The organism is Streptomyces sp. NBC_01410 (assembly GCF_045040195.1).
GTDB lineage: Bacteria > Actinomycetota > Actinomycetes > Streptomycetales > Streptomycetaceae > Streptomyces.
The window spans coordinates 7,379,317-7,392,015 of record NZ_CP109530.1 but is presented as its reverse complement, the minus strand read 5'-3'; the positions used below and the strand labels follow the sequence as shown (position 1 = coordinate 7,392,015).

Here is a 12,699-nt window from a genome sequence, read left to right as displayed (position 1 = left end):
GCGACGGCTGAATGCCGGGGAATGGCGTGCCGGGGACCTGGCACACAGGGTAAGGAGAGCCGTCGGTTCAGTGAGGAGCGAGGGCTTCGGCATCCGCTTGGGGGCCTTGCGCACCGCCCGCCGCAGGTGCCAGGACACGTCAGGCGGCCCGGTCATGCGCGCTACGCGGAGTCGAGATGGGCGAACACCACCACATTCTCGGTGTAGTCCTTCTTCTTTCGGTCGTACGAGCCCCCACAGGTGATGAGACGCAGCTGCGGGTTCGGGGTATCGGCGTAGACCCGCTCATTGGGGAAGCGCGCCTTGCTGAAGCTCTCGACGGAGTCGACCACGAACGAGGCGACCGTGCCGTCCTCGCGGGTGATGGCGACCTTGCCCCCGGGCTTGAGCAGACGCAGCTGCACGAACACGGCCGGGCCGGTCTTGGTGTCGACATGGCCCGCGACAATCGCCGCGCCGCGCTCCCCGGGCGAGACGCCTCCCGCGAACCAGCCGACCAGGTTGCTGTCGTTGGCGGGCGGTGCGTCGAGCCGCCCGGACTTGCCGATGGACAGGGTCGTGAAGGGGGCGTTGACGCCGATCTGTGGGATCGAGAGCCGCTTCGGCGCGGAATGGGGCAGCACCAGCTCGCCGACGGGCGGCGCGACCGGGCCGTACGTGGGCGGGGCAGCGACCACCGGAAGAACCTCGGGAACGCTGTCCGCGGAGGATCCGGAGGAGTTGAGGATGACGATGACGCCCAGCCCGATCGAGGCGATGGCCCACAGCATCGAGCGGCCGACGGAACGGGATGCGGAGGCGGGCGGGTTCGGGCCGGGGGACTGCAGGGCGGCCATGGGGGCGTGCCTTTCGTGGACGTGGGCCGGTGGGTCGCGAGCGGGCGGCCGCGCGGGGGTTGCTGGGGCGTGTTCTGAGAACCAGCCCTGGGAGAACCAGCCACCGCGGCCACCGTCCGGGAAGGACGGCGGCCGCGGCGGGAAGTGACTACGGGTGGCCCGGGCTATCAAGCCACCGCGCCACTCGTCGCGTTGCGGCGGCGCAGCGTGTACGCACCGAAGCCGATGCCGCCGAGCAGCAGGAGGGAGCCTGCGGCCAGGCCGCCACCGGACTCGGCCAGACCGCCGCCACCGGCGTGGACGCCGCCCGCCGGCTTCTCCTTCTTCCAGGAGCTGCCGCTCTCCGAGGAGGAGCCGCTGTCCTGACCCCAGTCCTCGGCCACGAGCTTGGCCAGGGCGCCACCACCGGTGTGGACACCGCCCCACGGCTTGTCCTTCTTCCAGGCTTCCTTCTTCGCCGGCGCCTCGGTCGTCGCCGACTCCTCAGTGGCGGTCGCCGACTCTTCGGTGGTGGTCGCCGACTCTCCGGTCGTCGCCGACTCCTTCTTCCAGGACTCCTTCTTCGACTCGCCGGTCGTCGCGGAGTCTCCGGTCGCCGACTCTCCGGTCGTCGCGGAGTCCCCGGTCGTCGCGGAGTCTCCGGTCGCCGACTCCTTCTTCCAGGACTCCTTCTTCGCCGACGGGTCGGCCGCGGTGGAGGAGTCTTCCGTGGTGGAGTCCTGCGCGGTGGAGTCCTGCTTGCCGGTCTTGCCGTAGCCGCTGCTGGAGGAGGAGCTGTCTTGCCCGTAGTCCTCGTCCAACGTGATGGCATTCGCAGCGGGCGCGGTGATGGCGAGGACCGCCGTCACGGCGGCCGAGGCGAACAGTGTGCGGGCAGAGCGCATGGGGCACTTTCCTTTCGCCGCGCTGCGAAGGCTGACACTTCGTCGGCTCATCGGATCGCAGTACGACATGATCCACCGTCAGCCCGATCACGGCTCAGCACCAGTCGACACCACCGCAATCGAGGGAGACCCTGGGCCCTTCGAGTGGCGAAGGCCGGAATATCACTCGTTGGACTGCACAACACGCCGAGGCGATGTTTCAGCAGCGGCAATCACGTCTTCACCTGACGGTGCATCACCTTGAAACAGTTCTGACCTGCGAAGACGAGAAGCAGGCGGGCGGAAACCATGCTCGAAGCCTCGTTCTCGCCGAGGACCGGCGTCCGGCGACGCGATCCCTCCGAGCGCACCCTCAGCCCCGGACTCGGCGCCGACCGGTCGCTCCACCGCCAGGCCGGGACGGCGCTCGGCACGGCCCCGGACGACCGTCCGGTCCCGACGCCTCGCGCGCCGCCTCCCGGTGGGGCACCGTGGAGTGAACGCATCGAGAGGAGTGCGACACACATGTCGAATCACACCTACCGGGTCACCGAGATCGTCGGCACCTCGCCCGACGGCATCGACCAGGCCATCCGCAACGGCATCCACCGGGCGTCCCAGACCCTCCGCGCTCTGGACTGGTTCGAGATGACCGAGGTCCGCGGCCAGATCGTCGACGGGCAGATCCAGCACTGGCAGGTCGGGCTCAAGGTCGGATTCCGGCTCGAGGACGGCAGCTGACAGGCCGGCCGCACGGACATCCGGGTGCCTGAGGGCTCACCCGTACGGACCCTCAGGTGCGGCCCTCGCCGCTCGTGATCCATGCGCCTGGGGAATCCTCGCGCGGCGCGGACGTTGAATCCTGTGTGAGCGCATTGATCGAGTCGACCCGCCTCTCCGTACTGGACCGTTCCCGCATCCGCGAGGGGCACGACGGGCCTGCGGCCCTGCGGGACACGGTGCGGCTCGCCCAGGAGCTGGAAGCGCTGGGATACCACCGCTTCTGGGTGTCCGAGCACCACAGCGTCCCCGGAGTGGCGGGCTCCGCGCCGACTGTTCTCGCGGCCGCGGTCGCCGCCGCGACCTCGACGATCCGTGTCGGCACGGGCGGAGTGATGCTCCCGAACCATCAACCGCTGGTCGTGGCCGAGCAGTTCGGGGTACTCGAAGCGCTCTTCCCCGGCCGGATCGACATGGGTCTCGGCCGCTCGGTGGGCTTCACGGACGGCATTCGCAAGGCCCTGGGCCGGGACAAGCAGGACGCCGAGGACTTCTCCGGGCAGCTGGAAGAACTGCTCGGCTGGTTCGACGGCCGGCAGACGGCGCATCCGCAGGTGCACGCCCGCCCCGCGGAGGGCCTGCGGGTCCCGCCGTATCTGCTGGCCACCGGCCAAAGAGCACAGATCGCAGCCGCCGCCGGCCTGCCGCTGGTCATCGGCGACATACGGGGCCGCGACCGGATACTCGCGGCCATCGACCGCTACCGCCGGGACTTCCGGCCGTCCACCTGGTCCGAGCGGCCGTACGTAGTCGTCTCGGGCACGGTCGTCGTCGCCGCCACGGAGCGGGAGGCGCACCGGCTGCTGAAGCCGGAGGCCTGGTCGCTGGCGTACTCCCGGACGCACGGCGTCTTCCCGCCGCTCGCCCCGCCGGAGCGGATCGACGCGCTGACGATGACGGCCCGGGAGCGCCAGTTCTACGAGTCCGGGCTCGGCGGCCACATCGCGGGCACCGAGGAGCAGGTCACGGACGCGCTGGAGAAGGTCGTCAAGGACAGTGGCGCCGACGAAGTGCTGGTCACGACGAGTACGTACGACCGTGAGGCCCTGCTGGACTCCTTCCGCGGGCTCGCCCGGATCGCGGGGCTGACCGGCGCGAACAGTCGTCCGCTGTCACAGCCCTCACGACCCGTTTGTGCGCTGTAGCGCCTACGCCGCCGTGTCGAAGGTGTAGTGGCGGGTGTGATCCAGCATGTCGGCCGGGGTCACGTCGTTCCAGGGGCGCATGGTCTCCTGCAGATCGACGACATTGGGCGTGCCGGCGGCCGGGAGATAGGTCGAGTCGGGGTGACGTGTCTGCCACTCGGCCCAGAGCTTGTCGATGAAGGCGTGATGCATCCAGAACACCGGGTCGTTGGGCGAGACTCCGGTGGCCATCTGGCCGCCGACCCAGACATGCACCCGGTTGTGCAGATTGACGCCGCGCCAGCCTTCCAGGTGATTACGGAAGCCGTCCGAGGCGCTGTTCCACGGCGGAGCGTCATAGGTGGCCATGCCGAGTACGGAGTCCACCTCGGCCCGGGTCGGGAGCTGACGGCCCCCGGCGCCGAGGTCCCGGCGCAGATAGCCGCGGCCGTCCACGCGTATGCTCACCGGCCATTTGCCGGCCGCGAAGGCGAACGGGCCGTCCGTCACCCGGCCGTCCCTGCTGCGCCCGGTGCCGCCGAGGAAGTCGGCCGCCCAGAGCGAGGAGGCGGCGGTGCGGTCGGCGGTCCAGTCCCAGTACGGGAGCGCCACGGAGGGGTCCACGGCCTGGAGCTGCTGCTCGAACTGTATGAGGAACCTGCGGTGCCAGGGCAGGAAGGAGGGCGAGCGGTGGCCGACGCGCTCGCCGTTGTCGGTGTCGCCCATGATGAAGGCGTTGTGGGTGGTGACGAAGGTGTCGTACTGCCCATTGCGCTTGAGTTCGAGCAGCGCGTCGACGAAGCGGCGCTTCTCGGTGGCGGTGAGCTGCGCCTGGTTCTTGCGTACGGTCATGACGGTGCGGGCTCCTGGATCAGGTGGTGACGAGCGGGACGAGGGCGGCGCCCTGGAGTTCGGCAACGGCGGCGCGGGCCACCGCGCGGGGCGTGGCGAACGTCTCGTAGTGGTTGACGACGCTGATCCAGGTGCCGTCGGCGTTGCGCATCACATGCAGTTCTTCGCCGTCGATGTGTACGGCGAAGCCGCCCCCGTGTCCGCCTCCGTGATGTCCGCCTCCGTGGTGTCCGCCTCCGTGGTGTCCGCCTCCGTGATGCCCGCTCGCCTCGGAGGGCGCGCCTTGTATACGGCGGCCCTGGAAGACCTCGTCGAACGAGGCCGGTTCGGCCGAGTGGCCGGAGACGGTCCGCCCGGTCCGCGCGGCAGCGGCCGTGGTGCCCGCTACGGCCACGGCGGCGGCCGCTCCTGCGACGGCGCCCAGGGCGCGTCGGCGGGTGAGTTCAGGCATGGCAAATACCCCCAGATGTTTCGGTGGTTCGGTTCGGTCGGTCACGGGCGTGGTCGGCGCCCGTGACCCGGCTCCATGCCTACCGGTTCACCCGAACTCCGGGGAAATCTCCGGGAATTGGTTCGCTGCTATGCGGACATGTCGCGATACGCAGTGCAGCGTTGAACAAGGTTGATCTTGCTGTCTGCGCGTCCCGTTGCCGCCAGAGACGTAAATTCTGCGGCGGATGTGACAGTTACGTGAAGAGTTTGTTGCTCACGTCGGGAAGACGTGCGCGGCCTCACACCGGGAAGCTGTCCGGATCTCATGGCTCAGCGGCGGGCCTTCCGGCTCGCCCGCAGCCACTCCTTGTTCATCGCGGCAATGGACGGCAACGGGATCCCCTTCGGGCAGGCCGTGGCGCATTCGCCGGTCAGGGTGCAGCCGCCGAAGCCCTCCTCGTCCATCGTGGCGACCATGTCGAGCACGCGCGTCTCGCGCTCGGGCGCGCCCTGGGGCAGCACATTGAGATGGTTGATCTTCGCCGAAGTGAAGAGCATCGCCGAGCCGTTGGGGCAGGCCGCCACGCACGCGCCGCAGCCGATGCACTCGGCGTGCTCGAAGGCGAAGTCGGCGTCCGGCTTGGGGACGGGCGTGGCATGGGCCTCGGGTGCCGCGCCGGTGGGGGCGGTGATGTAGCCGCCGGCCTGGATGATCCGGTCGAAGGCGCTGCGGTCCACCACCAGGTCCTTGACCACCGGGAACGCGGAGGCACGCCACGGCTCGACGTCGATCGTGTCGCCGTCCTGGAAGGACCGCATGTGGAGCTGGCAGGTGGTGGTGCGTTCGGGGCCGTGCGCATCGCCGTTGATGACCAGGCTGCACGCGCCGCAGATGCCCTCGCGGCAGTCGTGGTCGAAGGCGACGGGGTCCTCTCCGCGAAGGATGAGTTCCTCGTTGAGGGTGTCGAGCATCTCCAGGAAGGACATGTCCTTGGAGATCCCGTCGACCTCGTACGTGGCCATGGCGCCGGGCGCTTCGGCGTTCCGCTGGCGCCAGACGCGCAGTTTGAGCTTCATGCGTAGCTCCGCTGGGTGGGGTGGACGTACTCGAAGACCAGGTCTTCCCTGTGCAGAACGGGGGCTTCCCCGGCGCTGTGCTCCCCCGGCGGACGACCCCCGGACCCCCGAAATTCCCAGGCAGCCACGTACGAGAACTCCTCGTCCCTCCGCGCCGCCTCACCGTCCGGCGTCTGGGACTCCTCGCGGAAGTGGCCGCCGCAGGACTCGGAGCGGTGCAGTGCGTCGAGGCACATCAGCTCGGCGAGCTCCAGATAGTCGACGACGCGGTTGGCCTTCTCCAGCGACTGGTTGAACTCTCCCCCTCGCTTCGCTGGGGGGACCCCCAGCCCGGTGCCGGGCACCTTGATGCGGCGCCAGAACTCCTCGCGGATCTGCGGGATGCGCTCCAGAGCCTTGCGCAGGCCCGCGTCCGTACGCGCCATTCCGCAGAACTCCCACATGAGTGCGCCCAGTTCGCGGTGGAAGGAGTCGGGCGTGCGGTCGCCGTCGACCGCGAGCAGCAGGTTCAGCCGGTCCTCGGTCTCCGCGAGCACCTCTGCCACCACCGGGTGCGAGGCGTCGACGCTCTCGGTGTGCGGGTTGCGGGCGAGATAGTCGTTGATGGTGGACGGCAGGACGAAGTACCCGTCCGCCAGGCCCTGCATCAGCGCGGACGCTCCCAGCCGGTTCGCGCCGTGGTCGGAGAAGTTGGCCTCGCCGATCGCGAAGAGCCCCGGGACGGTGGTCTGCAGGTCGTAGTCGACCCAGAGCCCGCCCATCGTGTAGTGCACGGCGGGATAGATCCGCATCGGCACCTCGTACGGATTCTCGGCGGTGATCCGCTCGTACATGTCGAAGAGGTTTCCGTACTTCTCCTCCACCGCCTTGCGGCCCATACGCGAGATCGCGTCCGCGAAGTCCAGATAGACGCCCTGCCCGCCGGGTCCCACGCCGCGGCACTCGTCGCAGACGTTCTTCGCGGCGCGCGAGGCGATGTCGCGGGGGACGAGATTGCCGAAGGACGGGTAGATCCGCTCCAGGTAGTAGTCGCGCTCGTCCTCGGGGATCTCGTTCGGCGGCCTGCCCTCGCCCTTCGCCGCGGGCACCCAGATGCGGCCGTCGTTGCGCAGCGACTCGCTCATCAGGGTCAGCTTGGACTGGTGGTCGCCGGTGCGCGGGATGCAGGTCGGGTGGATCTGGGTGAAGCAGGGATTGGCGAAGTACGCGCCGCGCCGGTGGGCGCGCCAGATGGCGGTGGCGTTGGAGTTCATGGCGTTGGTCGACAGATAGAAGACGTTGCCGTAGCCGCCGGAGGCCAGGACCACCGCGTCGGCGAAGTGGCTGGAGATCTTCCCGGTGACCAGATCGCGGGCGACGATGCCGCGGGCCCGCCCGTCGACGACGATGAGATCGAGCATTTCGGTACGGGCGTGCATGGTCACGGTGCCTGCGGCGATCTGCCGCGACAGGGCCTGGTAGGCGCCGAGCAGGAGCTGCTGACCGGTCTGGCCGCGGGCGTAGAAGGTACGGGAGACCTGGACGCCGCCGAAGGAGCGGGTGTCGAGCAGTCCGCCGTACTCCCGGGCGAACGGCACGCCCTGGGCCACGCACTGGTCGATGATCTCGACCGAGATCTGGGCGAGCCGGTGCACGTTGGACTCGCGGGCGCGGAAGTCGCCGCCCTTGACGGTGTCGTAGAAGAGACGGTGGATCGAGTCACCGTCGTTGCGGTAGTTCTTGGCCGCGTTGATGCCGCCCTGGGCTGCGATGGAGTGGGCCCGGCGCGGGGAGTCCTGGTAGCAGAACTGCTCGACGTGGTAGCCCTGTTCGGCCAGTGTCGCGCCCGCGGCGCCGCCCGCGAGGCCGGTGCCGACGACGATGACGGTGTGCTTGCGGCGGTTGGCCGGGTTGACCAGCCGGGCCTCGAAGCGCCGACGGTCCCAGCGCTCGGCGACGGGCCCTTCGGGCGCCTTGGTGTCGGCGAGGGGAGCGCCGACCGTGTAGTTGAGAAGGCTCATGTCAGCCCACCACTCCTGTCATGACGGCGACCGGTACGGAGATGAACCCAGCGGTGAGGACCATCGCGAGGACATTGGCGACGGTCTTGAGCGTGCGGTCGCGGGTGGCGTTGCCGACACCGAGGGTCTGGGCGGCGCTCCAGAAGCCGTGGCGGACGTGCAGTCCGACGGCGAGCATCGCGACGATGTAGATGACGTTGCCGTACCAGGTAGAGAAGGTCGCAACGACGTTCTCGTACGGATGGCCAGGCGCCGCGTTCTCGTTCACCGTCAGAGTCGTCAGGTCGAGCAGGTGCCAGACGATGAACAGCGCCAGGATGATCCCGCCCCAGCGCATGGTGCGGGTGGCGTAACTGGCCCTGCGCCGCTTGTGCGCGTACTGCACCGGCCGGGCCCGGAGGTCCTGCCTGCTGAGCTGGTACGCCGAGACCGCGTGCCCCACGACGGCCGCCAGCAGCACGATGCGGACGATCCACAGACCCCACGAGTAGTGCAGTACAGGTTCGCCCATGGTGCGCAGCCAGTGGCCGTAGGCGTTGAACTCCCCCGCTCCGAAGAAGACCTTGAGGTTGCCCATCACATGCGCGACCAGATAGCCGAGCATGATCAGGCCGCTCACGGCCATCACCGTCTTCTTGCCGACCGTCGATCCCCAGAAGGTGCGCGTGGGCGACGGTTTTCGATCCGTCCGCGTTGCCAGAGCCATACCGGGAACGCTAGGGCCGGGACACTCAAGAGGTCCAAGACATGATCCGGCTCATCTCCATAGCCCTGGCCTATCGTAGAAGCCATGCAGTTCCAGCAGCTTCTCTATTTTGTGGCGGTCGCCGAGACCCGGCACTTCACCCAAGCCGCCGAGCGCGTCCATGTCTCCCAGCCGTCGCTCTCCCAGCAGATCAGGGCGCTGGAGAAGGAGCTGGGCGCCGAGCTGTTCAGCCGGGCCCGCGGCAATATCGCGCTCACGGACGCGGGCGAGGCGCTGTTGCCACTGGCCCGCCGGATCCTCGCCGACGCCGACACCGCCCGGCACGAGGTGCAGGAGCTGGTGCAGCTGCGCCGCGGCAGGGTCAGGCTCGGCGCGACACCCAGCCTCTGCACCGGGCTGCTCCCCGATGTGCTGCGCGCCTTCCACGATCTGCATCCGGGCATCGAGCTGCTGATCGAGGAGAGCGGTTCGCACGATCTCGTACGGGAGCTGGCGCGCGGCTCTCTCGATCTGGCCCTGATCGTGCTGCCGCTGCCGCCCGCCTCACCCGCGCTGACCACGGTCGAGCTGCTGCGCGAGGACCTGGTGGTGGTGTCGTCCGCATCGGTGCCCGGACCGCGGAGCCCGGTGCGGATCGCCGATCTGCGCGATCAGCCGCTGGTGATGTTCCGGCACGGCTACGACCTGCGCGAGCTGACGGTCGCCGCGTGCCGCGCGGAGGGCTTCGAGCCGGGCTTCACCGTGGAGGGCGGCGAGATGGACGCGGTGCTCGGTTTCGTACGGGCGGGGCTCGGCATCGCGGTGGTGCCGAGCATGGTCGCCGACCGGGCCGGCCGCGACCTGCGGGTCACACCGCTCGCCCGGCCGGGACTGCGCCGTACGATCGCGCTCGCGCACCGCAGCGACGTGGCGCCGCCGCGGGCGGCCCGCGAGCTCCAGCGGGTACTGCTCGGCTCGCGGGCGGCGGTGCGTTAGCTACGGCCCCCAGTTATGGCTACCGGACTGGCCGGTCACACCGCGTCCGCCAGAGACAGCGCGTGCAGCTTGTCCGGCGGGCCCGGGCGCGCGTAGTACCAGCCCTGAGCGGTGTCGCAGCCGAGCTCCCGCAGCTGCTCCGCCTGCGCGCCCGTCTCCACCCCCTCGACCGTGACCGCGAGTTCCAGGCTGTGCGCCAGCGAGACGATCCCCTCGACGATTTTCAGGTCGACGGGGTCGGCCGGATGGCGCTGCATTCCCTGGGTGAAGGAGCGGTCGAGTTTGAGGACGCTCACCGGCAGCCGGCGCAGGTTCGCCAGGTTCGAGTACCCCGTACCGAAGTCGTCGAGCGCTATGTCCACGCCCATCTCGGCGAGTTGGCGCAGCGGCTTGAGCAAGTCCTCGTCCGCGCCGATCAGCGCGGACTCGGTCACCTCCAGGCACAGCGCGCCCGGTTCGAGGCCGGAGCGTTCGAGGACGTCGACGGTGTCGGCGACCAGGCCCGGGTGGTGCAGCTGCGCGGGCGAGAGGTTCACATTGATCCGCAGCGGACCGCCGTCGGAGTGGCGCTCCTGCCAGTATCTGGCCTGGCGTACGGCTTCTTGGAGCACCCAGCGGCCCAGCGGCACGATCAGTCCGGTGTGCTCGGCGAGCGGAATGAACTGGTCCGGTCCCAGCACTCCGTGCTGCGGATGGCACCAGCGTACGAGTGCCTCCGCACCGTGCACGCTTCCGTCGCCCAGATGCACCAGCGGCTGGTACTCGATGAAGAACTCACCGCGCTCCAGAGCCGCGGGCAGCGCGGTGGTCAGACCGTGCCGGGTGATCGCGCGGGCGTCCGCCTCAGGATCGGCGAGCTCGAAGCGGTTGCCGCCCGCGGACTTGGCCCGGTACATCGTGATGTCGGCGCTGCGCAGCACCTCGGCGGGGGTGCGCTCGCCCGCGGGGCCCTCGACGATGCCGATGCTTCCGCGGACCGTGAACTCCCGTCCGTCGACCCGGATCGGGGATGCGAGAGCGCCGAGAATACGGCCCGCGAGCTCGTCGACACCGATCTGCGTATCGGGTCCGGTGGTCAGCGCCACGAACTCGTCGCCGCCGAGGCGGGCCACCATCTCGCCCTGCGCGGTGGCGCAGCTCTGCAGCCGGTCGGCGACCTCCACAAGGAGCCGGTCGCCCGCCGCGTGGCCGAGGCTGTCGTTGATCGCCTTGAATCCGTCGAGATCGAGGTAGCAGAGCCCGAAGCGTGAGCCCTCGCCGCCGGACAGGGCCTTCTCCAGCCGTTCGAAGAAGAGCGTCCGGTTGGGCAGCCCGGTCAGGGCGTCGTGCGTGGCCTCGTAGCGCAGCCGCAGGTTGAGCAGCCGACGTTCCGTGGTGTCCTCCATCAGCGCCAGCTGGTACTGCGGCTTGCCCTCGGCGTCCCGCAGCAGAGAGACCGTCAGATTGGTCCAGAGCACGGTGCCGTCATTGCGGAAGAACGGCTTCTCGACGCGGTAGTCGTCGCGTTCGCCGCGTACCAACTCCCGGTACAGCTCCCAGACATGGGGCCTGTCCTCGGGATGGGACCACTCGGTCACCTTCCGGCCGCGCACATGGTGTTCGAGGCCGCCGAACATCCTCGTCAGGGTCTCGTTGACCTCGAGGATATTGCCCTCGAGGTCGGCGATCCCGATGCCGATCGCGGCTCCCTCGAACACCGCCCGGAAGCGGGCCTCGGTCGCGTGCAGCGCCTGTACGGCGTCGCTGCGGGCCAGCAGCGAGGAGCGGGCGATGGCCTCCTGCTCGGCGAGGGTGCGCTCGCGCAGCCCCTGGGCGAAGCCGGCGGCCAGCGCGTGCTGCAGCTTCGCGCAGCGGGCCCGGCTCTCCTCGGCCGACTGCTCGGGATCACCGCTGCCGCAGTAGAGCACCAGATAGGCGTCGACGACGCCGAGCGTGCGGCTGAGCGCCTCCGGGTGGGTGCAGTGGACATCGATGAGGGCTGCCCCGATCCGCTGGGCGCTCTGCGGGTCGAAGGGGCGTGCGTGCAGCGACTGGCTCAACTTCCGTGCCAGTGGCAGCAGATGCTCCTCGACCTCGGGCCGGGTCAGCGAGGTGGCCGTCACCGGGAACACGGCACGGCTCCAGATCGTCGCGAACCGGCGGAGTCTGTCCTCCAGGCTGTCCGGGTCCGCCGGGGAACCCGCCGCCTGCGCCGGCGCCATCACGCCTTGCGCCCCACCCCTGCGAAGCCCGAGAAGGCATATGGGTCCTCCTGCTCGGTGGGGGTGTCGGGCCGCCAGTGCGGCATGGACACCAGGCCGGGCTCGACCATCTCGTACCCCTCGAAGAACCGCGTGATCTGCTCGTGCGAGCGCATGATCAGCGGGTTGCGTATGTTCCGGTAGACGCCCACGGCACCGCCCGCCTGCTCCTCGGACAGCGGGATGCCTTCGTACGAGGCGTGGGTGACGACGACGAGACTGCCGGGCGCGAGCGCGTCCCGCAGCAGGGCCACGGCGTTGTACGGGTCGTCCTCGTCCTCGACGAAGTGCAGTACGGCGACGAGGAGCAGCGCCACCGGCCGCTCCAGGTCGAGCAGTCCGACGACCTCGGGGTGGTCGAGTATCTGCTGCGGCTTGCGCAGATCGGCGGAGACGACGGCCGAGCGCTCGTCGCCGTCCAGGACCGCCCGGCTGTGCGCGACGGCGACCGGATCGTGGTCGACGTAGACGACCCTGGCCTCGGCGCTGGCCTGCTGCGCCACCTCATGGACATTACCGAAGGTCGGAATGCCGGAGCCGATGTCGAGGAACTGGGTGACGCCCTCGCTCACCGCGTAATTCACGGCCCGGCGCATGAACGCCCGGTTCGCCTGCATGATCTTGGGCAGGCCCGGCATGAACTCCATCGCCCTGCGGGCCGCTTCCCTGTCGACCTCGAAATTGTGCGAACCGCCCAGGTAGTAGTCGTAAATGCGGGACACGCTCGGCACCGATATGTCGATGCCGTGCGGGGCCCAGGCGGGACGCTCCATCGATGTCTCCAACAAGTCGCCACGGGGGAGTTCGGCCATGT

12 protein-coding genes are annotated in these 12,699 nt (G+C 69.5%); 3 read left to right on the top strand and 9 right to left on the bottom strand.

From position 1 onward, the window contains the following. Positions 1 to 161: 161 nt before the first annotated feature. Positions 162 to 836, bottom strand: coding sequence for a class F sortase (locus OG741_RS33855; RefSeq protein ID WP_405604024.1), 675 nt, complete (start codon positions 834 to 836; stop codon positions 162 to 164). A 167-nt stretch (positions 837 to 1,003) separates the two neighbouring features. After that, positions 1,004 to 1,720, bottom strand: a complete 717-nt coding sequence (locus OG741_RS33850; RefSeq protein ID WP_405604022.1) for a hypothetical protein — start codon at positions 1,718 to 1,720, stop codon at positions 1,004 to 1,006. Between the two features lie 504 nt (positions 1,721 to 2,224). Here OG741_RS33850 and OG741_RS33845 point away from each other — a divergent pair. Both OG741_RS33845 and OG741_RS33840 read left to right on the top strand, forming a co-directional pair. Next, the gene (locus tag OG741_RS33845) at positions 2,225 to 2,440 is read left to right on the top strand and encodes a dodecin (protein WP_266483971.1); all 216 of its coding nucleotides are present in this window, start codon (positions 2,225 to 2,227) and stop codon (positions 2,438 to 2,440) included. Positions 2,441 to 2,565: 125 nt separating this feature from the next. Next, positions 2,566 to 3,624, top strand: coding sequence for an LLM class flavin-dependent oxidoreductase (locus OG741_RS33840; protein WP_405604020.1), 1,059 nt, complete (start codon positions 2,566 to 2,568; stop codon positions 3,622 to 3,624). Between the two features lie 3 nt (positions 3,625 to 3,627). Here the strand turns inward: OG741_RS33840 and OG741_RS33835 are convergent, their stop codons facing one another. The 5 genes from OG741_RS33835 to OG741_RS33815 form a co-directional block, all read right to left on the bottom strand. Next, positions 3,628 to 4,455, bottom strand: a complete 828-nt coding sequence (locus OG741_RS33835; protein ID WP_405604018.1) for a tyrosinase family protein — start codon at positions 4,453 to 4,455, stop codon at positions 3,628 to 3,630. Positions 4,456 to 4,474: 19 nt separating this feature from the next. Then, the gene (locus OG741_RS33830; protein ID WP_405604016.1) at positions 4,475 to 4,906 is read right to left on the bottom strand and encodes a tyrosinase cofactor; all 432 of its coding nucleotides are present in this window, start codon (positions 4,904 to 4,906) and stop codon (positions 4,475 to 4,477) included. Between the two features lie 311 nt (positions 4,907 to 5,217). Continuing rightward, positions 5,218 to 5,964, bottom strand: a complete 747-nt coding sequence (locus OG741_RS33825) for a succinate dehydrogenase/fumarate reductase iron-sulfur subunit (protein ID WP_405604014.1) — start codon at positions 5,962 to 5,964, stop codon at positions 5,218 to 5,220. Next, positions 5,961 to 7,964: a fumarate reductase/succinate dehydrogenase flavoprotein subunit gene (locus OG741_RS33820; RefSeq protein ID WP_405604012.1), complete on the bottom strand. Its 2,004-nt coding sequence runs from the start codon at positions 7,962 to 7,964 to the stop codon at positions 5,961 to 5,963. The genes OG741_RS33825 and OG741_RS33820 overlap by 4 nt, the downstream gene beginning before the upstream one ends. A 1-nt stretch (position 7,965) precedes the next feature. After that, positions 7,966 to 8,670 (bottom strand): succinate dehydrogenase cytochrome b subunit, encoded by a 705-nt coding sequence (locus OG741_RS33815; protein ID WP_405604010.1) that lies wholly within the window; start codon positions 8,668 to 8,670, stop codon positions 7,966 to 7,968. An 84-nt stretch (positions 8,671 to 8,754) separates the two neighbouring features. Between OG741_RS33815 and OG741_RS33810 the strand changes: the two genes are divergently transcribed. Further along, complete coding sequence (locus tag OG741_RS33810; RefSeq protein WP_405604008.1) at positions 8,755 to 9,645, top strand: LysR family transcriptional regulator; 891 nt, start codon at positions 8,755 to 8,757, stop codon at positions 9,643 to 9,645. Positions 9,646 to 9,680: 35 nt separating this feature from the next. On the opposite strand, the gene OG741_RS33805 is transcribed toward OG741_RS33810, so the two are convergent. Together OG741_RS33805 and OG741_RS33800 are read right to left on the bottom strand one after the other, a co-directional pair. Then, complete coding sequence (locus OG741_RS33805; protein ID WP_405604006.1) at positions 9,681 to 11,849, bottom strand: putative bifunctional diguanylate cyclase/phosphodiesterase; 2,169 nt, start codon at positions 11,847 to 11,849, stop codon at positions 9,681 to 9,683. Further along, positions 11,846 to 12,658, bottom strand: a complete 813-nt coding sequence (locus OG741_RS33800) for an SAM-dependent methyltransferase (RefSeq protein ID WP_405604005.1) — start codon at positions 12,656 to 12,658, stop codon at positions 11,846 to 11,848. Before OG741_RS33800 ends, OG741_RS33805 begins: the two co-directional genes overlap by 4 nt. Positions 12,659 to 12,699 lie beyond the last annotated feature (41 nt).

Bases quoted from the DNA above. Each gene is read 5' to 3' on its own strand.
- OG741_RS33855 (WP_405604024.1), bottom strand. From the start codon at position 836: ATGGCCGCCCTGCAGTCCCCCGGCCCGAACCCGCCCGCCTCCGCATCC.
- OG741_RS33810 (WP_405604008.1), top strand. From the start codon at position 8,755: ATGCAGTTCCAGCAGCTTCTCTATTTTGTGGCGGTCGCCGAGACCCGG.
- OG741_RS33800 (WP_405604005.1), bottom strand. From the start codon at position 12,658: ATGGAGCGTCCCGCCTGGGCCCCGCACGGCATCGACATATCGGTGCCG.
- OG741_RS33815 (WP_405604010.1), bottom strand. From the start codon at position 8,670: ATGGCTCTGGCAACGCGGACGGATCGAAAACCGTCGCCCACGCGCACC.
- OG741_RS33830 (WP_405604016.1), bottom strand. From the start codon at position 4,906: ATGCCTGAACTCACCCGCCGACGCGCCCTGGGCGCCGTCGCAGGAGCG.
- OG741_RS33850 (WP_405604022.1), bottom strand. From the start codon at position 1,720: ATGCGCTCTGCCCGCACACTGTTCGCCTCGGCCGCCGTGACGGCGGTC.
- OG741_RS33835 (WP_405604018.1), bottom strand. From the start codon at position 4,455: ATGACCGTACGCAAGAACCAGGCGCAGCTCACCGCCACCGAGAAGCGC.
- OG741_RS33845 (WP_266483971.1), top strand. From the start codon at position 2,225: ATGTCGAATCACACCTACCGGGTCACCGAGATCGTCGGCACCTCGCCC.
- OG741_RS33820 (WP_405604012.1), bottom strand. From the start codon at position 7,964: ATGAGCCTTCTCAACTACACGGTCGGCGCTCCCCTCGCCGACACCAAG.
- OG741_RS33825 (WP_405604014.1), bottom strand. From the start codon at position 5,964: ATGAAGCTCAAACTGCGCGTCTGGCGCCAGCGGAACGCCGAAGCGCCC.